Origin of the sequence: Pseudorhizobium halotolerans, from assembly GCF_902153235.2 — a bacterium.
GTDB classification, from domain to species: domain Bacteria; phylum Pseudomonadota; class Alphaproteobacteria; order Rhizobiales; family Rhizobiaceae; genus Neorhizobium; species Neorhizobium flavum.
In genome coordinates, this window is the sequence record NZ_CABFWE030000004.1 from 315,814 (window position 1) to 338,505 (window position 22,692).

The window sequence follows — 22,692 nt, forward strand, 5'->3', positions numbered from 1 at the left end:
CGCGGCTGCGCCTGTCGTCAGGGTGCTGGGTCGACGGATCGAGTGACAAACCCGCTCTTCTGCAAGCCGCCCCGGGCGATGAAATAGGGATTGGCGAAGTCGATGTTGTCCGTCTGCTGCGTCTTCCCGTAGACGAGGGGCTTTACGTCCAGCGTCGTGGTCGTGCCACCGGCAGCCCGGAGCACGGCATCGCCGGCCGCCGTGTCCCATTCCATAGTCCGGCTGAGCCGCGGGTAGATGTCCGCTTGCCCTTCGGCGACCAGACAGAATTTCAGCGACGATCCGATCGCGCAGGTCTCCGCAATATTGTTGGCCTTCAGGAACGCCTCCGTCTCCGGCGTGCTATGGGAACGGCTGGCGACCGCGACCATCGAAGGCGCGGCCTCACGAACACGGATCGACTTCCTCGCGTCGACACTGAAGTCTGCCCCGATCGTCAGTCGGTACGCCACATCGCCATCGCCCGTATAGACGATGCCGAGCGCGGGGGCGTAGACGACGCCTGCGACCGGCACACCGGACCTGATGAGGGCAATGTTGACCGTAAACTCATCGCGACCCGCGATGAACTCCTTCGTGCCGTCAAGCGGATCGACCAGGATGAAGGGGCCGCCGCCAATGGCCGGAATGCGTCCGGCGGCAACCGCCTCCTCGGCAATGACCGGGATGTCGGGAACAGCCTGACGAAGCGCCTCGAGGATGATGCGCTCGGCCTGCTCGTCCGCTTCCGTCACCGGGGAGCAATCGGCCTTGTAGCTGGTTGTGGGGCCCGCCCGGTAGACCTCGAGGATCGCGCGGCCGGCATCGAGCGCAGCGGATGTGAAGAGATCAATGAGCTTCGTCATGGTGCTGCCGGCTCTCGCGCAATTCCTGGCTCTTCATTGTCATGCGGGCCCATCGCGACCAGCAGTCACAGCAGGTTCGCGGGGTTCACGATCTACTACGGGCCAGATGCATCCGCGTCGCATAAAGGGCGACCGCTGCGGCGTTCGACACGTTGAGCGACTTGATCTCTCCCGGCATGTCGAGGCGGGCCAGCGCAGTGACGGTTTCACGCGTCTTGTGGCGCAAGCCCTTGCCCTCCGAGCCCAAGACCAAGGCTATCTTGTCTCCGGCAAGGGTCTCCTCCAGCGGCTGCGGGCCTTCGGAATCGAGGCCGACGGTCTGGAAGCCGAGCGCGTGGAGTTCGTTCAGGGCATCGGCAAGATTGGTGACCTGGATATGGGGAATGAGTTCCAGTGCACCTGAGGCCGATTTCGCAAGAACGCCTGATTCCACCGGGCTATGTCTCTGGGTGGTGACAAGCGCGCCGGCCCCGAAGGCGACGGCAGAACGCATGATCGCCCCGACATTGTGTGGATCGGTGACTTGGTCGAGCACCAGCAGGAGAGGGCTGTCCTTCAAAGCTTCAAGCCGCCGAACGGGCAGCGGCTGCGTCTCCAGCATCACCCCCTGATGGATGGCATCCGGGCCCAGCACCTTGTCGAGGTCCTGAGGCTGGACAAGGTCGACCGGGCAGGGAAGAGACGCAGCGTCTCCCATGTCGAGGCGGGCCAGCGCGTTTTGCGTGACGGAAAGCCTGATGAGTTTCCGTTGCGGATTGGCAAGTGCTGCGCGCACCGTGTGCAGACCGTAGAGAAAGACCTGGTCGGGCTGAAGCTGGGGCGGCGCCCAGGCGGCGTCCTTGCGGCGGTTCTTGCGCGGGTCTGGGGTGGGAATCTCGCCACGTTCCCGCTTCGCATCCCTTACCGCCCGTCGAAGAGTGGCATAGTGGCTGTCGCGGCCGGACTTGTCGTCTTTGTCATTCTTGCTCATGCGGCCTTATAGCGTTGGCAGCTTCCGGAGCATAGTCGTGACCCCCGCGATAAGCCTCGAAGGAGGCGGGATTTTTTTCGCGGAGTTGAGGCCTGAGGCGTGTTGACAGACGGCGAGCGGGCCGTCATATACGCGGCGCAGATCGAAGCCCGGCGCATCGATCCAGCGAGCTTGGTTACGATCCCGACGGATATGGAGGGATGCCCGAGTGGTTAAAGGGGACGGACTGTAAATCCGTTGGCTCAGCCTACGTTGGTTCAAATCCAACTCCCTCCACCATTCGTCACCGGATCGGCCACCCCGCGGGTATAGCTCAATGGTAGAGCAGCAGCCTTCCAAGCTGAATACGCGGGTTCGATTCCCGCTACCCGCTCCAGCTTCCCCATCATCAACTGTTCACGTGTACGACCGCAGGGCTTCTGCTGCTTGTTTGCGGCGCTTCCTTGGATTTGCCACAGGCGTGTCCAACGCTTTTGCGTTGGATGGAGGGCGTGATGCAGGAGCATATTCAACCTGAAAGGCATCGCAGCCGGTATCGGATGGTATTCCTCATCCTCTCGGCTCTGGTGCTGCTCGTCCCGATGATCGCCATGCGCTTCACTTCGGAGGTGAACTGGGGCGCGGAAGACTTCGGGGCGGCGGCGGCCCTCCTAGTCACCGGCTGGCTCTCGACCGAGCTCGGATTTCGCCTTGTGAGGAGTGGTCGTGGCAGGCTGCACATATCGGCCGCCGTTGCACTCGCAGTGCTCGGTCTATGGGCGCATCTTGCGGTGGGCATTTGACCGATGGATGGTGGATGACGCCTTCCGTCTGCCGTGGATGCCCCATAAGGTGGCGCGGCGTCACAGTGTCACGACAAGGCGGAGAGCGTTATGCCGAACAAGCGGAAACTTGGCCGTGTTCTCGCCGTCGTCATATCCATCCTCTCCCTCCAGGTGGCACTTCCGGCACCGGCGGCGGCGCAGCAGCGCGTGACCATCTTCGCGGCGGCCAGCATGAAAAATGCGCTCGACGCGGTAAGCGCAGCTTGGACCCAAAAAAGCGGTATCCAGACCAGCATTTCCTATGCCGCCACCTCGGCACTCGCGAAGCAGATCGAAGCGGGTGCGCCCGCGGATGTCTTCATCTCGGCGGATGCCGAATGGATGGATTATCTTGAGGAACGGGATCTCATCCAGGACGGAAGCCGCACCGATCTTCTCGGCAACCGTATCGTTCTGATCGCAGCCAGCGGCGCGGCGAGCGTCACAATCGCTCCAGGCTTCGACCTCCTGGGCCTCCTCGGTGATGGCAGGCTTGCCATGGCTTCGCCGGATGCCGTTCCGGCTGGCCGCTATGGCAAGGCTGCCCTGCAGGCGCTGGGTGTGTGGGATGTGGTCGAATCGAGAGTTGCCGGGGCAGAGAATGTTCGCGCCGCCCTCCAATATGTCTCCCGCGGGGAAGCCCCTTACGGCATCGTCTACGAGACCGACGCGAAGGCGGATCCGGGCGTCGCCGTGGTGGGAACCTTTCCCGAAGATACCCATCCGCCCGTCGTCTATCCGGTGGCATTGCTGAAGGAGGGCGAAAGTTCGGCTTCGGCCGATTGCCTCGAATTTCTCAAGTCAGCCGAGGCGGGCGCCCTGTTCGAAGCTGAGGGCTTCAAGGTTCTGGCGGCCAGCCCCTAGCGCCCCTGCGCAGGCGACGGTGAGGTCTCCTTCTCCGCAGCCGCGGCCGCAAGCAATTATGTCTTGCGCATCTTGAGCGAAAGCCTTAAACGGCCACACCAAACCCGCGCGCCGGGTCCACATCAGTCCACAGGAAGCATTCAATGGCAAAGAGCAAGTTTGAGCGGACGAAGCCGCACGTCAACATTGGCACGATTGGTCACGTTGACCATGGCAAGACGTCGCTGACGGCAGCGATCACGAAGTACTTCGGCGAGTTCAAGGCGTATGACCAGATCGACGCCGCTCCTGAAGAGAAGGCGCGCGGCATCACGATTTCGACGGCCCACGTCGAGTACGAGACGGCCAACCGTCACTATGCGCACGTCGACTGCCCCGGCCACGCCGACTACGTGAAGAACATGATCACCGGTGCTGCCCAGATGGACGGCGCGATCCTGGTCTGCTCGGCTGCCGACGGCCCGATGCCGCAGACCCGCGAGCACATCCTGCTTGCCCGTCAGGTTGGCGTTCCGGCGATCGTCGTCTTCCTCAACAAGGTCGACCAGGTCGACGACGCAGAACTTCTCGAGCTCGTCGAGCTGGAAGTTCGCGAACTCCTGTCGTCCTACGACTTCCCTGGCGACGACATTCCGGTCGTCAAGGGCTCGGCTCTTGCTGCCCTGGAAGATTCGGACAAGAAGATCGGCGAAGACGCGATCCGCGAGCTGATGGCTGCTGTCGACGCTTACATCCCGACGCCTGAGCGCCCGATCGACCAGCCCTTCCTGATGCCGGTCGAAGACGTGTTCTCGATCTCGGGCCGCGGCACGGTTGCCACGGGTCGCGTCGAGCGCGGCGTCATCAAGGTCGGTGAGGAAATCGAGATCGTCGGCATCCGTCCGACGACGAAGACGACCTGCACCGGCGTTGAAATGTTCCGCAAGCTGCTCGACCAGGGCCAGGCCGGCGACAACATCGGCGCGCTGCTTCGCGGTGTCGACCGCAACGGCATCGAGCGTGGCCAGGTTCTCTGCAAGCCAGGTTCGGTCAAGCCGCACAAGAAGTTCAAGGCAGAAGCCTACATCCTGACGAAGGAAGAGGGCGGCCGTCATACGCCGTTCTTCACGAACTACCGTCCGCAGTTCTACTTCCGCACGACGGATGTGACGGGTATCGTGACGCTTCCGGAAGGCACGGAAATGGTCATGCCCGGCGACAACGTCACGGTTGACGTCGAGCTGATCGTTCCGATCGCGATGGAAGAAAAGCTGCGCTTCGCTATCCGCGAAGGCGGCCGCACCGTCGGCGCCGGCATCGTCGCCTCGATCATCGAGTAATCGACCTTTCCCTCACGGGAAATACGAAAGCCCCGCCAGCAACGGCGGGGCTTTTTTCGTTGGGGCGGGCTGCGCGAGGTGCTTCACCGGGCGGTGACCTCGGGCCAGGGAAGAAAGTCCGGGGCAGGGGCTTTTTGCCGCGAATAATGCTTGTCATTGCCACGCAAGTTGAATATTAACCCGCCTGTTCCGGCGGCACGATGCGCCGCGGGGATGATCAAGGGGTATAGCTCAGTTGGTAGAGCGGCGGTCTCCAAAACCGCAGGTCGTCGGTTCAAGCCCGGCTGCCCCTGCCAGTCCTTCCGCTGCGCGGACCGTCGCGGCGGCGTCGAAGGGCGGGGCTGCCGGTCGTGCGGCTGGCGAATTTCATCGGACATCGATTCCCTCTTGTGAAAGCGGGAATGGGAGTCTATGTAGGGCAAAACAGACACGCGGTGCGTGGGGCTGAGCGAGATCAGCTTTACGTGCCGTAATGGCGTGGACATCGATGGCTTCCAAGACCAACCCAGTACAGTTTCTGCAGCAGGTTCGCTCCGAGGCCTCCAAGATTACCTGGCCTTCGCGCCGGGAGACGATGATCTCCACTGCGATGGTCCTGCTGATGGTCATATTCGCTGCGCTGTTTTTCTTTGCTGCTGACCAGCTTATCGGCTGGCTGATCGGCCTTGTGCTGAACATCGGCAATTGATTGTGGAGATGAAGATGGCGGCGCGTTGGTACATCGTCCACGCATATTCGAATTTTGAGAAGAAGGTTGCCGAGGACATCGAGAACAAGGCGCGCCAGAAGGGCCTTGATCATCTGTTCGAAAAGATCCTGGTGCCAACCGAGAAGGTGGTGGAGGTTCGTCGCGGCCGCAAGGTCGATTCGGAGCGCAAGTTCTTCCCCGGCTATGTGCTGGTGCGGGCGAACCTGACTGACGAAGCCTACCATCTGATCAAGAACACGCCGAAGGTGACGGGTTTCCTTGGGTCCGATTCGAAGCCGGTCCCGATCCCGGATTTCGAGGCCGAGCGCATCCTGGGCCAGGTCCAGGAAGGCGTCGAGCGTCCCAAGTCCTCGATCAGCTTCGAAATCGGCGAGCAGGTTCGGGTATCCGACGGTCCGTTCGCTTCGTTCAACGGCACCGTGCAGGATGTCGACGAGGAGCGCTCGCGCCTCAAGGTCGAGGTTTCGATCTTTGGTCGCGCGACCCCGGTTGAACTGGAATACGCTCAGGTCGAGAAGGTCTGATCGCAAGGAGGGGCAACTCTCCGAACCGCGTGGGAGACGGCGGCCTGAAGCCGGGCCTTAACCGATCCGACCACGCAACCGCAGCCGCCGGCCTTGCCGGCAGTCATTGGCCGGGACACCGGTCAGAGTAGAAAGGCAGAGAGAAATGGCTAAGAAAGTTGCAGGCCAGCTCAAGCTGCAGGTCAAGGCAGGATCGGCAAACCCGTCCCCGCCGATTGGTCCCGCACTTGGTCAGCGTGGCATTAACATCATGGAATTCTGCAAGGCGTTCAATGCCGCCACGCAGGAAATGGAAAAGGGGATGCCGATTCCGTGCGTCATCACCTATTACCAGGATAAGTCCTTCACCTTCGCGATGAAGCAGCCGCCGGTGACCTACTGGCTGAAGAAGGAAGCGAAGATTCAGTCCGGTTCGAAGACGCCCGGCAAGGGCGGCAAGGCCGGCACGATCACCAAGGCCCAGGTGCGTACGATCGCCGAGGCCAAGATGAAGGATCTCAACGCAGCCGACATCGAAGGCGCAATGGCAATGGTCGAGGGCTCCGCCCGCTCCATGGGCCTGGAAGTGGTGGCTTGATCATGGCTAAGCTCGCAAAGCGTATTCAGAAGATCCGCGAAGGCATCGATCCGACCAAGCTGGTCGCGCTGTCGGATGCGATTTCCCTCGTCAAGGAACGGGCAGTCGCCAAGTTCGACGAAACCATCGAGATCGCCATGAACCTCGGCGTCGATCCGCGTCACGCCGACCAGATGGTCCGCGGCGTCGTCAACCTGCCGAACGGCACGGGCCGTGACGTCCGCGTCGCCGTCTTCGCTCGTGGTGCCAAGGCTGACGAAGCCAAGGCAGCCGGCGCCGACATCGTCGGTGCGGAAGACCTGCTGGAAATCGTCCAGGGTGGCAAGATCGACTTCGATCGCTGCATCGCCACGCCGGACATGATGCCGCTCGTCGGTCGTCTCGGTAAGGTTCTTGGGCCACGTGGCATGATGCCGAACCCGAAGGTCGGGACCGTCACCATGGACGTCACGGGTGCCGTCAAGGCGTCCAAGGGCGGCGCTGTCGAGTTCCGCGTCGAAAAGGCTGGTATCGTTCATGCCGGCATCGGCAAGGCCTCCTTCGACGCCAAGGCCCTCGAAGAGAACATCAAGGCTTTCGCTGACGCCGTGATCAAGGCAAAGCCGGCCGGCGCCAAGGGTAACTACGTCAAGCGCGTGGCGATCTCCTCGACCATGGGTCCGGGCGTCAAGATCGATCCGTCGACGGTTACGGCCTGAGACGAACAAGCGGGGCCGCTTGCGGCTCCGGCTAAGAATTCCCGGTCCTTTGGGGCCGGGAATGTCCAGGGAAACCTGGATTTCCTGTCCGAGATTGCAGGTGGTTCATCCTTAATCACTTTGCCTGCATGAGACGGGTAAGAACGGATTTCATCGCAGACTTCGCGTCTGGATGTTCGGTTCGAGCCTTGTGTGCCTTGTGCCTGGAGCCGCTTCGGCGACAGTGCGGGGGGACAGGATCCTCAAGCGTCGCTTGGGATCTTGATTAAGAGATCCCTTGGGGCAAAGGCAAACCGATGGGGCCTGCAGGATTGCGGTCCCGTCAACTGGAGACAGACAGTGGAAAGAGCGGAAAAGCGCGAATTTGTCACGGAGCTGAACGAAGTCTTCAAGGCTTCCGGTTCGGTTGTCGTGGCCCACTATGCTGGTGTCACAGTTGCGCAGATGAACGATTTTCGTTCGAAGATGCGCGCTGCTGGCGGCACCGTCAAAGTCGCGAAGAACCGTCTGGCCAAGATCGCTCTTCAGGGCACGGAGTCGGAAGGGATGTCGGACCTGTTCAAGGGTCAGACGCTCATCGCTTACAGCGAAGATCCCATCACCGCTCCGAAGGTCGTCATGGATTTCGCCAAGACCAACGACAAGATCGTTGTCCTGGGCGGCTCCATGGGAGCAACCACGCTCAGCGCCGATGCAGTCAAGTCGCTTGCGACCCTGCCTTCGCTGGACGAGCTGCGCGCAAAGCTGCTGGGCATGATCCAGACGCCGGCGACGCGTATCGCTGGGGTTGTTCAGGCACCGGCAGCTCAGCTTGCTCGCGTGTTTGCGGCCTACGCAAAGAAGGACGAAGCCGCGTAAGGCGGTTTTTCGCTGTAATTATCGAACCAGTTCGAACCGAACACAAAAGGAAATACGAAAATGGCTGATCTCGCAAAGATCGTTGAAGACCTCTCCTCGCTGACCGTCCTGGAAGCTGCCGAGCTGTCCAAGATGCTCGAAGAAAAGTGGGGCGTTTCTGCCGCTGCTCCGGTAGCTGTTGCTGCTGCTGGCGGTGGTGCTGCTCCGGCTGCTGCCGAAGAAGAAAAGACCGAGTTCGACGTCATCCTCACCGATGCCGGCGCCAACAAGATCAACGTCATCAAGGAAGTCCGCGGCATCACCGGCCTCGGCCTCAAGGAAGCCAAGGACCTCGTCGAAGGCGCTCCGAAGGCTGTCAAGGAAGGCGTTTCCAAGGCTGAAGCTGCTGACCTCAAGAAGAAGCTTGAGGACGCCGGCGCCAAGGTCGACGTTAAGTAATATCGGAATACGGCGGGAGGGGACGACAGTCCTCTCCCATCGCTCATTCCCCTGAACTTATTACCCAAAAGCCCGTGAAACGGCTTTTGGGTAATGGGTTCTCAAGAGGATGGTCCCCGTTCGAAAGGCTCGGCAATCCGGCCGGCAGTTCGAAAAGCGGGACGAGTTTGACACCCATGTTGACGGGATCGACTGGCCAGCGAATCCCGTCCGTTGTAGGCCCGGATGCATTTTTGAAGGAGCGACGATGGCTCAGACCCTTACGTTCAATGGTCGCAGGCGCGTACGCAAGTTTTTTGGTAAGATCCCCGAAGTCACTGAGATGCCGAACCTCATCGAGGTTCAGAAGGCGTCCTACGATCAGTTCCTCATGGTGGAAGAGCCAGAAGGTGGCCGTCCGGACGAAGGTCTGAACGCAGTCTTCCGGTCGGTGTTCCCGATCACCGACTTTTCCGGCGCCTCGATGCTTGAATTCGTCTCCTATGAATTCGAGCCGCCGAAGTTCGACGTCGAGGAGTGCCGCCAGCGCGATCTCACCTATGCAGCGCCGCTGAAGGTGACGCTTCGTCTGATCGTGTTCGATATCGACGAGGATACCGGCGCGAAGTCCATCAAGGACATCAAGGAACAGTCCGTGTACATGGGCGACATGCCGCTCATGACCGACAACGGTACGTTCATCGTGAACGGCACCGAGCGCGTCATCGTCTCGCAGATGCACCGTTCGCCGGGCGTCTTCTTTGACCACGACAAGGGCAAGAGCCATTCTTCCGGCAAGCTGCTCTTCGCTGCCCGCGTGATTCCGTACCGTGGTTCCTGGCTCGACATCGAGTTTGACGCCAAGGACATCGTCTACGCCCGTATCGACCGCCGCCGCAAGATTCCGGCGACGTCGCTGCTGATGGCGCTCGGCATGGACGGCGAAGAGATCCTGTCGACCTTCTACACGAAGTCCGACTACGTCCGTGACGGCGACGGCTGGCGGATTCCGTTCCAGCCCGAGACGCTGAAGGGCGCCAAGGCTCTGTCCGACATGATCGACGCCGACACCGGCGAAGTGGTCGTGGAAGCCGGCAAGAAGCTCACGCCGCGCCTCCTTCGTCAGTTGACCGACAAGGGTCTGAAGGCCCTCCGCGCCAGCGACGAAGACCTCGTCGGCAACTTTGTTGCTGAAGACATCGTCAACCCGGAAACGGGCGAAGTTTACATGGAAGCCGGCGAAGAGTTGGAGATGGCAGTCGATGCCAAGTCCGGCGAACGCAAGGGCAACCTGGTGGACCTGATGGCCCTCGGCTTTACCGAGATCCCGATCCTCGACATCGACCACATCAACGTCGGTGCCTATATCCGCAACACGCTTGTCGCGGACAAGAACGAGAACCGTCAGGAAGCGCTCTTCGATATCTACCGCGTCATGCGTCCGGGCGAGCCGCCGACCATGGAATCGGCCGAAGCCATGTTCAACTCGCTGTTCTTCGATGCGGAGCGCTACGACCTCTCCGCGGTTGGCCGCGTGAAGATGAACATGCGTCTCGACCTCGACGCTCCGGACACCGTCCGCACGCTTCGCAAGGAAGACATCCTGGCCGTGGTCAAGATGCTGGTCGAACTGCGTGACGGCAAGGGCGAGATCGACGACATCGACAACCTCGGCAACCGTCGTGTTCGTTCCGTCGGCGAGCTGATGGAGAACCAGTACCGTCTCGGCCTGCTCCGCATGGAGCGTGCGATCAAGGAGCGCATGTCGTCGATCGAGATCGACACCGTCATGCCGCAGGACCTGATCAACGCCAAGCCGGCTGCTGCCGCCGTCCGCGAATTCTTCGGCTCCTCTCAGCTGTCGCAGTTCATGGACCAGGTGAACCCGCTTTCGGAAATCACCCACAAGCGCCGTCTCTCGGCTCTTGGCCCGGGTGGTCTGACCCGCGAGCGTGCAGGCTTCGAGGTCCGCGACGTTCACCCGACCCACTACGGCCGCATCTGCCCGATCGAGACGCCGGAAGGCCCGAACATCGGTCTGATCAATTCGCTTGCGACCTTCGCCCGCGTCAACAAGTACGGCTTCATCGAAAGCCCGTACCGCAAGATCGTCGACGGCAAGGTCACCAACGACGTGCTCTACCTCTCCGCCATGGAAGAGGCGAAGTACTACGTTGCGCAGGCGAATGCGGAACTGACGAGCGATGGTTCCTTCGTGGAGGAATTCGTCGTCTGCCGTCACGCCGGTGAAGTCATGCTCGCTCCGCGCGACACCATCAACCTGATGGACGTCTCGCCGAAGCAGCTCGTCTCGGTTGCCGCCGCTCTCATTCCGTTCCTCGAAAACGACGACGCCAACCGCGCTCTCATGGGCTCGAACATGCAGCGTCAGGCCGTGCCGCTGGTCCGTGCCGAAGCGCCGTTCGTCGGTACCGGCATGGAGCCGGTCGTCGCGCGTGACTCCGGCGCTGCCATCGCGGCGCGTCGTGGCGGCGTGGTCGACCAAGTCGACGCGACGCGTATCGTCATTCGCGCCACGGAAGATCTCGAGGCCGGCCGTTCCGGCGTCGATATCTATCGCCTGCAGAAGTTCCAGCGTTCGAACCAGAACACCTGCGTCAACCAGCGCCCGCTGGTTGCCGTCGGTGACGTTCTGAACAAGGGCGACATCATCGCGGACGGTCCCTCGACCGACCTCGGCGATCTGGCCCTCGGCCGTAACGCGCTCGTCGCGTTCATGCCCTGGAATGGCTACAACTACGAAGACTCGATCCTGCTCTCCGAGCGCATCGTGTCCGACGACGTGTTCACCTCCATCCACATCGAGGAATTCGAAGTGATGGCGCGTGACACCAAGCTTGGTCCGGAAGAAATCACCCGCGACATTCCGAACGTATCGGAAGAAGCGCTGAAGAACCTCGATGAAGCCGGCATCGTCTACATCGGTGCCGAGGTGCAGCCGGGCGATATTCTCGTCGGCAAGATCACGCCGAAGGGTGAAAGCCCGATGACGCCTGAAGAAAAGCTTCTGCGCGCCATCTTCGGCGAGAAGGCATCGGACGTTCGCGACACCTCCATGCGCATGCCGCCGGGCACCTTCGGCACCGTTGTCGAAGTACGTGTCTTCAACCGTCACGGCGTCGAGAAGGACGAACGCGCAATGGCGATCGAGCGCGAGGAGATCGAGCAGCTCGCCAAGGACCGCGACGACGAGCAGGCGATCCTCGACCGTAATGTCTACGGCCGCCTGATCGACATGCTGCGTGGCCAGAAGTCCGTCGCCGGCCCGAAGGGCTTCAAAAAGGGCGTCGAGCTCAGCAACGACGTCGTCTCGGAGTACCCGCGGTCGCAGTGGTGGATGTTCGCGGTCGAGGACGAGAAGGTCCAGGGCGAGATCGAAGCCCTGCGTGGACAATACGACGAATCCAAGTCGCGCCTTGAACAGCGCTTCATGGACAAGGTCGAGAAGGTCCAGCGCGGTGACGAAATGCCCCCGGGCGTCATGAAGATGGTCAAGGTCTTCGTCGCTGTGAAGCGCAAGATCCAGCCGGGCGACAAGATGGCCGGCCGTCACGGCAACAAGGGCGTCGTGTCGCGCATCGTTCCGGTCGAGGACATGCCGTTCCTCGAAGACGGTACGCATGTCGACATCGTCCTGAACCCGCTCGGCGTGCCGTCGCGCATGAACGTCGGCCAGATCCTCGAGACGCACCTCGCCTGGGCTTGCGCCGGTATGGGCAAGCGCATCGGCGAAATGCTCGAGGAGTACAAGAAGTCGAACGACATCAGCGACCTGAAGCGTGAGCTGAAGGACGTGTATGCCAGCGTGGCCAACGACGAAGTCGCAAGCTTCGACGATGACTCGCTCGTTCGGCTCGCCGAGCAGTCCAAGCGCGGTGTTTCGATCGCCACTCCGGTCTTCGATGGTGCGCATGAAGCTGACGTTTCGAACATGCTGCGCAAGGCAGGTCTCGATTCTTCGGGCCAGTCCGTCCTCTACGACGGACGTACGGGTGAAGCCTTCGACCGAAAGGTGACCGTCGGCTACATGTACATGATCAAGCTGAACCACCTCGTGGACGACAAGATCCACGCCCGTTCGATCGGTCCGTACTCGCTCGTGACGCAGCAGCCGCTGGGCGGCAAGGCGCAGTTCGGCGGTCAGCGCTTCGGGGAAATGGAGGTCTGGGCTCTCGAGGCTTACGGCGCCGCCTACACGCTGCAGGAAATGCTGACCGTGAAGTCGGACGACGTGGCTGGTCGTACCAAGGTCTACGAAGCGATCGTCCGCGGCGACGACACGTTCGAGGCCGGCATTCCGGAGAGCTTCAACGTTCTCGTCAAGGAAATGCGCTCGCTTGGTCTCTCCGTCGAGCTCGAAAACTCGAAGCTTGACGCCGAGGCAGGCCAGTTGCCGGACGCGGCCGAATAATCTCCGACAGGGCGCGCGCTACAGGCTGGCGCGCGCCGCTCTCCTCCCGTTCGGCCAGGGCTGAAAGGGCAGGGGAAGTTTCGCCGCATTCTGCGGCTATGACCATTTTGAGCGACAGACCTTCCGTCCCGGGAATTGGGAAGGTCATGATCGCAAGTTGAGGGCGTTTGCCCCGTAAGGAGATAGGCATGAACCAAGAGGTCATGAATCTTTTCAACCCGCAGGTGCCGGCACAGCACTTCGATTCGATCCGTATCTCGATCGCGAGCCCCGAGAAGATTCTCTCCTGGTCCTACGGCGAAATCAAAAAGCCGGAGACCATCAACTACCGTACGTTCAAGCCCGAGCGCGACGGTCTCTTCTGCGCGCGCATCTTTGGCCCGATCAAGGACTACGAGTGCCTGTGCGGCAAGTACAAGCGCATGAAGTACAAGGGCATCATCTGCGAAAAGTGCGGCGTCGAAGTCACGCTGTCGCGCGTTCGTCGCGAGCGCATGGGCCATATCGAGCTCGCCGCTCCGGTTGCCCATATCTGGTTCCTGAAGTCTCTTCCGTCGCGCATCTCGACGCTGCTCGACATGACGCTGAAGGATGTCGAGCGCGTTCTCTATTTCGAGAACTACATCGTGACGGAGCCGGGCCTGACGTCTCTGAAGGAGAACCAGCTCCTTTCCGAAGAGGAGTACATGATCGCCGTCGACGAGTTCGGCGAAGATCAGTTCACCGCCATGATCGGTGCCGAGGCAATCTACGAGATGCTCGCCTCCATGAACCTCGACAAGATCGCCGGTGATCTGCGCTCCGAGCTTGCCGACACCACGTCGGATCTGAAGCAGAAGAAGCTGATGAAGCGGCTGAAGATCGTCGAGAACTTCATCGAGTCCGGCAATCGTCCGGAATGGATGATCATGAAGGTTGTGCCGGTGATCCCGCCGGACCTGCGTCCGCTCGTTCCGCTCGATGGCGGCCGCTTCGCGACCTCTGATCTGAACGATCTCTATCGTCGCGTCATCAACCGTAATAACCGTCTGAAGCGCCTGATCGAACTGCGCGCCCCGGGCATCATCATCCGCAACGAAAAGCGCATGCTGCAGGAATCTGTGGACGCGCTGTTCGACAACGGCCGTCGTGGCCGCGTCATCACCGGCGCCAACAAGCGTCCGCTGAAGTCGCTCTCCGACATGCTGAAGGGCAAGCAGGGCCGCTTCCGCCAGAACCTTCTCGGCAAGCGCGTCGACTACTCCGGCCGTTCCGTCATCGTGACCGGTCCGGAACTCAAGCTGCACCAGTGCGGCCTGCCGAAGAAGATGGCGCTCGAGCTCTTCAAGCCTTTCATCTATGCCCGTCTCGACGCAAAGGGTTACTCCTCGACCGTCAAGCAGGCCAAGAAGCTGGTCGAAAAGGAGAAGCCGGAAGTCTGGGATATCCTCGACGAGGTCATCCGCGAGCATCCGGTCCTCCTGAATCGCGCGCCGACGCTGCACCGCCTGGGCATCCAGGCCTTCGAACCGATCCTGGTCGAAGGCAAGGCTATCCAGCTGCACCCGCTCGTCTGCACCGCCTTCAACGCCGACTTCGACGGTGACCAGATGGCCGTTCACGTGCCGCTGTCGCTCGAGGCTCAGCTCGAAGCCCGCGTGCTGATGATGTCGACGAACAACATCCTGCATCCGGCGAACGGCGCCCCGATCATCGTTCCGTCGCAGGACATGGTTCTCGGCCTCTACTACCTGTCGATCCAGAACCAGAACGAGCCGGGCGAAGGCATGGCCTTCTCCGACATGGGCGAACTGCACCACGCTCTGGAGAACAAGGTCGTCACCCTGCATGCCAAGATCAAGGGCCGCTTCAAGACGGTCGACGAGAACGGCAAGCCTGTCTCGAAGATCTACGAGACGACCCCTGGCCGCATGATCATCGGTGAGCTTCTGCCGAAGAACCCGAACGTACCCTTCGACATCTGCAACCAGGAAATGACCAAGAAGAACATCTCCAAGATGATCGACACGGTCTACCGTCACTGCGGCCAGAAGGACACGGTGATCTTCTGCGACCGCATCATGCAGCTCGGCTTCACCAATGCCTGCAAGGCCGGCATCTCCTTCGGCAAGGATGATATGATCATCCCTGAAACCAAGGTGAAGATCGTCGGTGACACTGAAGCTCTGGTGAAGGAATACGAGCAGCAGTACAACGACGGCCTGATCACTCAGGGCGAGAAGTACAACAAGGTCGTCGACGCCTGGGGCAAGGCGACCGAGAAGGTTGCCGAAGACATGATGGCCCGCATCAAGGCTGTCGAGTTCGATCCGGAAACCAACCGCCAGAAGCCGATGAACGCCATCTACATGATGTCGCACTCGGGTGCTCGTGGTTCTCCGAACCAGATGCGCCAGTTGGGCGGTATGCGTGGCCTGATGGCCAAGCCGTCGGGCGAGATCATCGAGACGCCGATCATCTCGAACTTCAAGGAAGGCCTGACCGTGAACGAGTACTTCAACTCGACGCACGGCGCCCGTAAGGGTCTCGCAGACACCGCCTTGAAAACGGCGAACTCGGGTTACCTGACCCGCCGTCTCGTCGACGTTGCGCAGGACTGCATCGTCAACATGGTCGATTGCGGCACCGAGAGGGGCCTCACGATGACGGCCATCGTCGATGCCGGCCAGGTCGTGGCGTCGCTGGGAGCCCGCATCCTCGGTCGTACGGCGCTTGACGACATCGATCATCCGGTCACGGGTGAGCGGATCGTTGATGCCGGCAAGATGATCCTCGAGCCCGATGTCATCGAGATCGAGAAGGCTGGTATCCAGTCGATCCGCATCCGTTCGGCGCTGACCTGCGAAGTCCAGACGGGTGTCTGCTCGGTCTGCTACGGCCGTGACCTTGCACGCGGTACGCCGGTCAACATGGGCGAGGCCGTCGGCGTCATCGCTGCACAGTCGATCGGTGAACCGGGCACGCAGCTCACCATGCGTACGTTCCACTTGGGTGGCACGGCAACGGTGGTTGACCAGTCGTTCCTCGAAGCCTCCTACGAGGGCACCGTCCAGATCAAGAACCGCAACATCCTCCGCAACTCGGAAGGTGTTCTGGTGGCGATGGGCCGCAACATGGCCATCACCATTCTGGACGAGCGCGGGGTTGAGCGTTCTTCGCAGCGGGTGGCTTACGGCTCCAAGCTGTTCGTCGACGATGGCGACAAGGTCAAGCGCGGCCAGCGTCTGGCCGAGTGGGATCCTTACACCCGCCCGATGATGACGGAAGTCGAAGGCACCGTTCAGTTCGAAGACGTGGTCGATTCGATCTCCGTCTCCGAATCGACCGACGAATCGACCGGCATTACCAAGCGTCAGGTCATCGACTGGCGGTCGACGCCGCGCGGTACCGACCTGAAGCCTGCGATCGTCATCAAGGATGCATCCGGCAACATCATGAAGCTCGCCCGTGGTGGCGAAGCCCGCTTCATGCTGTCGGTCGACGCGATCCTGTCCGTCGAGCCCGGCCAGAAGGTCAGCCAGGGTGACGTCCTCGCGCGTGTTCCGATGGAAAGCGCCAAGACCAAGGACATCACCGGTGGTCTGCCGCGCGTTGCCGAGCTGTTCGAGGCTCGTCGTCCGAAGGATCACGCCATCATCGCAGAGATCGATGGTACGATCCGCCTCGGCCGCGACTACAAGAACAAGCGTCGCGTGATGATCGAGCCTGCCGAAGATGGTGTCGAGCCGGTCGAGTACCTGATCCCGAAGGGCAAGCCCTTCCATCTTCAGGATGGCGACTACATCGAGAAGGGTGACTACATCCTCGACGGCAATCCTGCGCCGCACGACATCCTGGCGATCAAGGGCGTGGAAGCTCTGGCTTCCTACCTCGTCAACGAGATCCAGGAAGTCTACCGACTGCAAGGCGTTGTCATCAACGACAAGCACATCGAGGTGATCGTCCGTCAGATGCTGCAGAAGGTGGAAATCACCGATGCGGGCGACAGCCAGTATATTGTCGGGGACAATGTCGACCGGATTGAACTGGACGACGTCAACGACCAGCTGGTCGAGGAAGGCAAGAAGCCGGCCTCGGGCGAACCTGTCCTGCTCGGCATCACCAAGGCTTCGCTGCAGACGCCGTCGTTCATCTCGGCCGCATCCTTCCAGGAGACCACCAAGGTTCTCACGGAAGCGGCGATCGCCGGAAAGACCGACACGCTGCAGGGGCTGAAGGAGAACGTCATCGTCGGCCGCCTGATCCCGGCCGGTACGGGCGGCACCATGACCCAGATCCGCCGTATCGCCACCGCGCGCGACGACCTCATCCTCGAGGAGCGCCGCAAGAGCTCGGGTGCTTCGGCCGCAACGCCGATGCTGCAGGAACTGTCGGGCGAGAACACCCCCGCCGAGTAATCGGTGGTGTTGTAATCATCCGTTCGAAAAACAAAAAACGCCCGGCTCAGCCGGGCGTTTTCGCATTCTGGGGCCGATGGAGTATTAGCAACCGCTGAAGTCTTGACCTATGGCAATGCGCTACCTTGGAAGCCTTCTAGATTGAGTCATGTTCACTCAAGAACGGAGGCTCAAATGAAAAAGCTCATGTCGTCAGTCGCCCTGGGCGTCTTGCTGGCGACAGCCGCAATCGCGGCCGAACCGGTTCCCGAAGATCTCAGGGAAACCGCGCTCGAACTCTTCAAACCCCTGCCGTCGACGATTCCGTCGGTCAAGGACAACAAGATCACGCCGGAAAAGATCGAACTGGGCAAGGCCCTCTTCTTCGACCCGCGTGTCTCGGCATCCGGCGTCTTCTCGTGCAACTCGTGCCATAACCTGGCGACGGGCGGAGACGACAACCTGGAGACTTCGATCGGCCACGGCTGGCAGAAGGGCCCGCGCAACTCGCCGACGGCGCTGAACGCGGTCTTCAACATCGCCCAGTTCTGGGATGGCCGCGCCGACGACCTTAAGGCCCAGGCCAAAGGGCCGGTCCAGGCTGGAGTCGAAATGGCCAACACGCCGGACAACGTCATCGCGATGCTGAAGTCGATGCCCGACTACGTCACGTGGTTCAAGGCAGCCTTCCCGGATGAGGAAGATCCGGTCACCTTCGATAACTTTGCCAAGGCGATAGAAGCCTTCGAGGCGACGCTCATCACGCCTGCACCCTTCGATGCCTTCCTGAATGGCGACACCGATGCGATGACCACCGAAGCCAAGCAGGGTCTGGCTCTTTTCATCGACAAGGGCTGCACCGCTTGCCATGCCGGCATCAATGTCGGTGGTGAGGGCTACTACCCCTTCGGTCTGGTCGAAAGACCCGGCGCCGATGTTCTCCCGGAGAACGACAAGGGGCGCTTCATGGTCACGGAAACGGCGGACGATTCCTACGTCTTCCGCGCAGCGCCCCTGCGCAACATCGCCGTTACCGCGCCATACTTCCACTCAGGCAAGGTATGGGATCTGAAGCAGGCGGTCGCGATTATGGGTGAATCGCAACTGGGCGAGAATCTCGCCGATGAGGAAATCGACCTGATCGTGGCGTTCCTCAATTCGCTGACAGGCAGGGTTCCGGAAATCACCTATCCGATCCTTCCGGCCGAGACGGCCGAAACCCCGAGGCCAATCAGCATCATCCCGTCCTCCCAGTAAGGGAAAATGCTGCTTGAATGAATTGGGCACCCGCCGGCGCGCCGGCGGGTGCTCCTGATTCATGGGGCAAAACGGATAATGGCAACTTCGCCCTCGAGCGCACCCTGATAGGCGGAAGCATGCGGCTCTTCGAGCGGCACTTCCTGCAGCACGCCGATTTGGTCCAGGTCTGCTTCCACGAAACCCTCTTCCGACAGGGCGTTCAGCGCCTCGCGTACGGCGGAATCGTCATCCGGCGCCTGCAGCATGATGTGCAGGTCAATACCCTGCATGTCTTTGCTCTCATAGGCCTTGCCGATGATGATGAACACCATTGGTCCTTCCAGATTGTTATCGTTGTCGGGGGCGGTCACCATACTGAACTCCGTTGGGGTATTTATCGAGCGGGACTCACCTTGAGTCCTCGTTGGCTGAATGGTAGGCGCATCGCGGGCCTTCGCAAAGTATCGACGGTGGGCTGCGCCCACTCGCTTGCGCAATGCGGTGTGAAGTCTTAACTTTATGTCGTCGACCGGCGCTTGGAAGGCTGAAAGCCATTATTTTCCGCCTCGGTCTTGACGGGGAGGGGCTAAAACAGTAAACGCCCCACCATCGGAAGCGACGTGAGGCTTGTCCGTCCGGAACGACTCGTCCCGGAGTACGTCTCAAACGCGGTTCCAGACGCACGTTGAAGACACGAATGCTGCACGCATGACGCATGAGGAATGCGTCCTCTGCCTTCTGTGGTCCATCCGGATTTCGGATAGGGCCACGTTTTGCGCATGAATGTGTGTGTCGCCGCCGGAGACGGCATCAGATTGGCCCGAAAGGGTTTGGAAGAAGATTTTGCAAGGGATGGTTATATGCCTACCGTAAACCAGCTGATCCGCAAGCCGCGTCAGGCACAGGTAAAGCGCAACAAGGTTCCTGCTCTGCAGGAGAATCCGCAGAAGCGCGGCGTTTGCACCCGCGTCTACACCACGACCCCGAAGAAGCCGAACTCGGCTCTGCGTAAGGTCGCCAAGATCCGCCTGACGAATGGCTTCGAAGTCATCGGCTATATCCCGGGCGAGGGGCATAACCTCCAGGAGCACTCCGTGGTGATGATCCGCGGCGGCCGCGTCAAGGACTTGCCGGGTGTTCGCTACCACATCATCCGCGGCGTCCTCGATACCCAGGGTGTCAAGAACCGCAAGCAGCGCCGTTCCAAGTACGGTGCGAAGCGTCCGAAGTAATCCTTCGGATTTCATTCTATTCGGCGCTGCGCGAGGTTCTCCGCGTGATAAAGCGCCTGCAACTCTTGAGAGACGAGAAGTATGTCCCGACGTCACAGTGCAGAAAAGCGTGAGATCAACCCGGACCCGAAGTTCGGCGATCTGGTCGTCACCAAGTTCATGAACGCCATCATGCTCCACGGCAAGAAGTCCGTGGCTGAAAGCATTGTCTATGGTGCGTTCGACTCCGTGCAGAACAAGGCGAAGCAGGAGCCCCTGGCAATCTTCCACCAGGCTCTCGACAACGTCGCTCCGCATGTCGAAGTCCGTTCGCGCCGCGTCGGTGGTGCAACCTACCAGGTTCCGGTCGATGTTCGTCCGGAGCGCCGTCAGGCTCTTGCGATCCGCTGGCTCATCGCCGCAGCCCGCAAGCGCAACGAAACCACGATGATCGATCGCCTCTCGGGTGAATTGATGGATGCCGCCAACAACCGTGGCAGCGCCGTCAAGAAGCGCGAAGACACGCACAAGATGGCCGACGCCAACCGCGCCTTCTCGCATTACCGCTGGTAATCTTCATCCGATCGAATTTCGAAAGGCAGTCCTATGGCTCGCGAATATAAAATCGAAGACTACCGAAACTTCGGTATCATGGCGCATATCGACGCCGGCAAGACCACGACGACCGAGCGCATCCTGTATTACACGGGCAAGTCGCACAAGATCGGCGAAGTTCACGATGGCGCAGCCACCATGGACTGGATGGAGCAGGAGCAGGAGCGCGGCATCACGATCACGTCCGCTGCCACCACGACCTTCTGGAAGGGTCGCGACGGCAAGATGCGCCGCTTCAACATCATCGACACCCCCGGCCACGTCGACTTCACGATTGAAGTCGAGCGTTCGCTGCGCGTTCTCGACGGTGCGATCGCCCTGCTGGACGCCAATGCGGGCGTAGAGCCGCAGACGGAGACCGTCTGGCGCCAGGCCGAGAAGTATCATGTTCCGCGCATGATCTTCTGCAACAAGATGGACAAGACCGGCGCCGACTTCTACCGCTCGGTCGAGATGATCAAGACCCGTCTCGGCGCCACTGCTGTCGTCATGCAGCTGCCGATCGGCGCTGAAAGCGACTTCAAGGGCGTTGTCGACCTGATCGAGATGAACGCGCTCGTCTGGCGCGACGAGTCCCTGGGCGCTGCCTGGGATGTCGTCGAGATCCCGGACGACATGAAGGAAAAGGCCGAGGAATATCGCGAGAAGCTGATCGAGACGGTTGTCGAGATCGACGAAGAAGCGATGGAAGCCTACCTGAACGGCGACATGCCGGACAACGACAAGATCCGCGAACTCGTTCGCCGTGGCACGATCGACGTGAAGTTCCACCCGATGTTCTGCGGTACCGCGTTCAAGAACAAGGGCGTTCAGCCGCTCCTCGACGCGGTTGTCGACTACCTGCCGTCGCCGCTCGACATTCCGGCGATCAAGGGTATCGACTTCAAGACCGAAGCCGAGATCGAGCGCCACGCTGACGACTCCGAGCCGCTTTCGATGCTGGCGTTCAAGATCATGAACGACCCCTTCGTCGGTTCGCTCACCTTCACCCGTGTCTACTCCGGCAAGCTCGAGAAGGGCTCTTCGGTTCTCAACACGGTCAAGGACAAGCGCGAGCGCGTCGGCCGCATGCTGCAGATGCACTCCAACAGCCGTGAAGACATCGAAGAAGCCTTCGCGGGCGACATCGTTGCCTTGGCTGGTCTCAAGGAAACGACGACGGGCGACACGCTTTGCGATCCCCTGAAGCCGGTCATCCTCGAGCGCATGGAGTTCCCAGAGCCGGTCATCCAGATCGCGATCGAGCCGAAGTCCAAGGGCGACCAGGAAAAGATGGGCCTCGCGCTCAATCGTCTGGCAGCTGAAGACCCGTCCTTCCGCGTCAAGACCGACCAGGAATCCGGGCAGACGATCATCGCCGGCATGGGTGAGCTTCACCTCGACATTCTCGTCGACCGCATGCGTCGTGAGTTCAAGGTAGAAGCCAACGTCGGTGCTCCGCAGGTTGCCTATCGCGAAACGATCACGCGCCAGACGGAAGAAGACTACACGCACAAGAAGCAGTCCGGTGGTACCGGCCAGTTCGCCCGCGTGAAGATCGTCTTCGAACCCAACCCGGACGGCGAAGATTTCGTCTTCGAATCCAAGATCGTCGGTGGTGCAGTTCCGAAGGAATACATCCCCGGTGTCCAGAAGGGTATCGAGAGCGTCCTGTCCTCCGGTCCGCTGGCTGGCTTCCCGATGCTCGGCGTCAAGGCGACCCTTATCGATGGTGCCTTCCACGACGTCGACTCTTCGGTCCTCGCCTTCGAAATCGCTTCGCGTGCCTGCTTCCGTGAAGCTGCCAAGAAGGCTGGTGCCCAGCTTCTCGAGCCCATGATGAAGGTCGAGGTTGTCACGCCGGAAGATTACGTCGGCGACGTGATTGGCGACCTGAACTCTCGCCGTGGCCAGATCCAGGGCCAGGAACAGCGCGGCATCGCGATTGTCATCAACGCGCACGTGCCGCTTGCGAACATGTTCAAGTACGTCGACAGCCTGCGCTCCATGAGCCAGGGCCGCGCGCAGTACTCGATGGTGTTCGACCACTACGCTCCGGTCCCGTCCAACGTGGCAACGGAAATCCAGGCAAAGTACTCCGGTCAGAAGTGACCGGGGTATCCCTCTGAACCCATAGAACATTCTCCCGCAAGGGGCTAAAGAACGGAGAGCCGGAAATGGCAAAGAGCAAGTTTGAGCGGACGAAGCCGCACGTCAACATTGGCACGATTGGTCACGTTGACCATGGCAAGACGT

The 22,692-nt window shown here is 60.8% G+C and carries 18 protein-coding genes, 3 tRNA genes and 1 pseudogene; 19 read left to right on the forward strand and 3 right to left on the reverse strand.

The window, feature by feature from the left end; translation table 11 throughout:
• Positions 1–17: 17 nt before the first annotated feature.
• Together cysQ and rlmB are read right to left on the reverse strand one after the other, a co-directional pair.
• The gene (gene cysQ, locus FN060_RS04850; RefSeq protein WP_142587097.1) at positions 18–845 is read right to left on the reverse strand and encodes a 3'(2'),5'-bisphosphate nucleotidase CysQ; all 828 of its coding nucleotides are present in this window, start codon (positions 843–845) and stop codon (positions 18–20) included.
• 85 nt (positions 846–930) lie between these two features.
• A complete protein-coding gene (gene rlmB, locus FN060_RS04855; RefSeq protein ID WP_142587099.1) occupies positions 931–1,815 on the reverse strand; it encodes a 23S rRNA (guanosine(2251)-2'-O)-methyltransferase RlmB in 885 nt (294 codons plus the stop codon).
• Between the two features lie 194 nt (positions 1,816–2,009).
• Between rlmB and FN060_RS04860 the strand changes: the two genes are divergently transcribed.
• The 15 genes from FN060_RS04860 to FN060_RS04930 all read left to right on the forward strand — a co-directional run bounded on the left by FN060_RS04860 (position 2,010) and on the right by FN060_RS04930 (position 18,649).
• Positions 2,010–2,094, forward strand: a tRNA-Tyr gene (locus FN060_RS04860).
• A 23-nt stretch (positions 2,095–2,117) separates the two neighbouring features.
• Positions 2,118–2,191: transfer RNA gene (locus tag FN060_RS04865), tRNA-Gly, on the forward strand.
• A 118-nt stretch (positions 2,192–2,309) separates the two neighbouring features.
• On the forward strand, positions 2,310–2,597 hold the full coding sequence (locus tag FN060_RS04870; protein WP_142587101.1) for a hypothetical protein: 288 nt from the start codon (positions 2,310–2,312) through the stop codon (positions 2,595–2,597).
• A gap of 90 nt (positions 2,598–2,687) precedes the next feature.
• On the forward strand, positions 2,688–3,482 hold the full coding sequence (gene modA, locus FN060_RS04875; RefSeq protein ID WP_142587102.1) for a molybdate ABC transporter substrate-binding protein: 795 nt from the start codon (positions 2,688–2,690) through the stop codon (positions 3,480–3,482).
• Between the two features lie 143 nt (positions 3,483–3,625).
• The gene (gene tuf, locus FN060_RS04880; RefSeq protein ID WP_052638114.1) at positions 3,626–4,801 is read left to right on the forward strand and encodes an elongation factor Tu; all 1,176 of its coding nucleotides are present in this window, start codon (positions 3,626–3,628) and stop codon (positions 4,799–4,801) included.
• A gap of 220 nt (positions 4,802–5,021) precedes the next feature.
• Positions 5,022–5,097, forward strand: a tRNA-Trp gene (locus FN060_RS04885).
• 191 nt (positions 5,098–5,288) lie between these two features.
• Positions 5,289–5,489, forward strand: a complete 201-nt coding sequence (gene secE / locus FN060_RS04890) for a preprotein translocase subunit SecE (protein ID WP_052638091.1) — start codon at positions 5,289–5,291, stop codon at positions 5,487–5,489.
• Positions 5,490–5,503: 14 nt separating this feature from the next.
• On the forward strand, positions 5,504–6,034 hold the full coding sequence (nusG, locus tag FN060_RS04895; RefSeq protein ID WP_142587103.1) for a transcription termination/antitermination protein NusG: 531 nt from the start codon (positions 5,504–5,506) through the stop codon (positions 6,032–6,034).
• A gap of 145 nt (positions 6,035–6,179) precedes the next feature.
• Positions 6,180–6,611 carry a 50S ribosomal protein L11 gene (rplK, locus tag FN060_RS04900; RefSeq protein WP_052638095.1) on the forward strand — a complete coding sequence of 144 codons (432 nt, stop codon included), beginning with the start codon at positions 6,180–6,182 and terminating at the stop codon, positions 6,609–6,611.
• A 2-nt stretch (positions 6,612–6,613) separates the two neighbouring features.
• On the forward strand, positions 6,614–7,309 hold the full coding sequence (gene rplA, locus FN060_RS04905; protein ID WP_142587105.1) for a 50S ribosomal protein L1: 696 nt from the start codon (positions 6,614–6,616) through the stop codon (positions 7,307–7,309).
• A 339-nt stretch (positions 7,310–7,648) separates the two neighbouring features.
• Positions 7,649–8,167, forward strand: coding sequence for a 50S ribosomal protein L10 (rplJ, locus tag FN060_RS04910; RefSeq protein ID WP_077546166.1), 519 nt, complete (start codon positions 7,649–7,651; stop codon positions 8,165–8,167).
• A gap of 60 nt (positions 8,168–8,227) precedes the next feature.
• On the forward strand, positions 8,228–8,605 hold the full coding sequence (rplL, locus tag FN060_RS04915; RefSeq protein WP_052638101.1) for a 50S ribosomal protein L7/L12: 378 nt from the start codon (positions 8,228–8,230) through the stop codon (positions 8,603–8,605).
• Between the two features lie 247 nt (positions 8,606–8,852).
• Positions 8,853–13,016: a DNA-directed RNA polymerase subunit beta gene (rpoB, locus tag FN060_RS04920; RefSeq protein WP_077546167.1), complete on the forward strand. Its 4,164-nt coding sequence runs from the start codon at positions 8,853–8,855 to the stop codon at positions 13,014–13,016.
• Between the two features lie 188 nt (positions 13,017–13,204).
• A complete protein-coding gene (gene rpoC / locus FN060_RS04925) occupies positions 13,205–17,413 on the forward strand; it encodes a DNA-directed RNA polymerase subunit beta' (RefSeq protein ID WP_142587106.1) in 4,209 nt (1,402 codons plus the stop codon).
• 174 nt (positions 17,414–17,587) lie between these two features.
• A complete protein-coding gene (locus tag FN060_RS04930) occupies positions 17,588–18,649 on the forward strand; it encodes a cytochrome-c peroxidase (RefSeq protein WP_142587108.1) in 1,062 nt (353 codons plus the stop codon).
• A gap of 59 nt (positions 18,650–18,708) precedes the next feature.
• Here the strand turns inward: FN060_RS04930 and FN060_RS04935 are convergent, their stop codons facing one another.
• Positions 18,709–19,005, reverse strand: coding sequence for a hypothetical protein (locus FN060_RS04935; RefSeq protein ID WP_052638107.1), 297 nt, complete (start codon positions 19,003–19,005; stop codon positions 18,709–18,711).
• Positions 19,006–19,491: 486 nt separating this feature from the next.
• Between FN060_RS04935 and rpsL the strand changes: the two genes are divergently transcribed.
• The 4 genes and pseudogenes from rpsL to FN060_RS23055 all read left to right on the forward strand — a co-directional run.
• Complete coding sequence (gene rpsL, locus FN060_RS04940; protein WP_003507760.1) at positions 19,492–19,863, forward strand: 30S ribosomal protein S12; 372 nt, start codon at positions 19,492–19,494, stop codon at positions 19,861–19,863.
• 81 nt (positions 19,864–19,944) lie between these two features.
• On the forward strand, positions 19,945–20,415 hold the full coding sequence (gene rpsG, locus FN060_RS04945; RefSeq protein WP_052638109.1) for a 30S ribosomal protein S7: 471 nt from the start codon (positions 19,945–19,947) through the stop codon (positions 20,413–20,415).
• Positions 20,416–20,448: 33 nt separating this feature from the next.
• The gene (gene fusA / locus FN060_RS04950) at positions 20,449–22,548 is read left to right on the forward strand and encodes an elongation factor G (protein ID WP_142587110.1); all 2,100 of its coding nucleotides are present in this window, start codon (positions 20,449–20,451) and stop codon (positions 22,546–22,548) included.
• A 65-nt stretch (positions 22,549–22,613) separates the two neighbouring features.
• Positions 22,614–22,692: pseudogene (locus FN060_RS23055) on the forward strand (GTP-binding protein); the annotation flags it as partial.

Bases quoted from the DNA above. Each gene is read 5' to 3' on its own strand.
- cysQ (WP_142587097.1), bottom strand. From the start codon at position 845: ATGACGAAGCTCATTGATCTCTTCACATCCGCTGCGCTCGATGCCGGC.
- rlmB (WP_142587099.1), bottom strand. From the start codon at position 1,815: ATGAGCAAGAATGACAAAGACGACAAGTCCGGCCGCGACAGCCACTAT.
- FN060_RS04870 (WP_142587101.1), top strand. From the start codon at position 2,310: ATGCAGGAGCATATTCAACCTGAAAGGCATCGCAGCCGGTATCGGATG.
- modA (WP_142587102.1), top strand. From the start codon at position 2,688: ATGCCGAACAAGCGGAAACTTGGCCGTGTTCTCGCCGTCGTCATATCC.
- tuf (WP_052638114.1), top strand. From the start codon at position 3,626: ATGGCAAAGAGCAAGTTTGAGCGGACGAAGCCGCACGTCAACATTGGC.
- secE (WP_052638091.1), top strand. From the start codon at position 5,289: ATGGCTTCCAAGACCAACCCAGTACAGTTTCTGCAGCAGGTTCGCTCC.
- nusG (WP_142587103.1), top strand. From the start codon at position 5,504: ATGGCGGCGCGTTGGTACATCGTCCACGCATATTCGAATTTTGAGAAG.
- rplK (WP_052638095.1), top strand. From the start codon at position 6,180: ATGGCTAAGAAAGTTGCAGGCCAGCTCAAGCTGCAGGTCAAGGCAGGA.
- rplA (WP_142587105.1), top strand. From the start codon at position 6,614: ATGGCTAAGCTCGCAAAGCGTATTCAGAAGATCCGCGAAGGCATCGAT.
- rplL (WP_052638101.1), top strand. From the start codon at position 8,228: ATGGCTGATCTCGCAAAGATCGTTGAAGACCTCTCCTCGCTGACCGTC.
- rpoB (WP_077546167.1), top strand. From the start codon at position 8,853: ATGGCTCAGACCCTTACGTTCAATGGTCGCAGGCGCGTACGCAAGTTT.
- rpoC (WP_142587106.1), top strand. From the start codon at position 13,205: ATGAACCAAGAGGTCATGAATCTTTTCAACCCGCAGGTGCCGGCACAG.
- FN060_RS04930 (WP_142587108.1), top strand. From the start codon at position 17,588: ATGAAAAAGCTCATGTCGTCAGTCGCCCTGGGCGTCTTGCTGGCGACA.
- FN060_RS04935 (WP_052638107.1), bottom strand. From the start codon at position 19,005: ATGGTGACCGCCCCCGACAACGATAACAATCTGGAAGGACCAATGGTG.
- rpsL (WP_003507760.1), top strand. From the start codon at position 19,492: ATGCCTACCGTAAACCAGCTGATCCGCAAGCCGCGTCAGGCACAGGTA.
- rpsG (WP_052638109.1), top strand. From the start codon at position 19,945: ATGTCCCGACGTCACAGTGCAGAAAAGCGTGAGATCAACCCGGACCCG.
- fusA (WP_142587110.1), top strand. From the start codon at position 20,449: ATGGCTCGCGAATATAAAATCGAAGACTACCGAAACTTCGGTATCATG.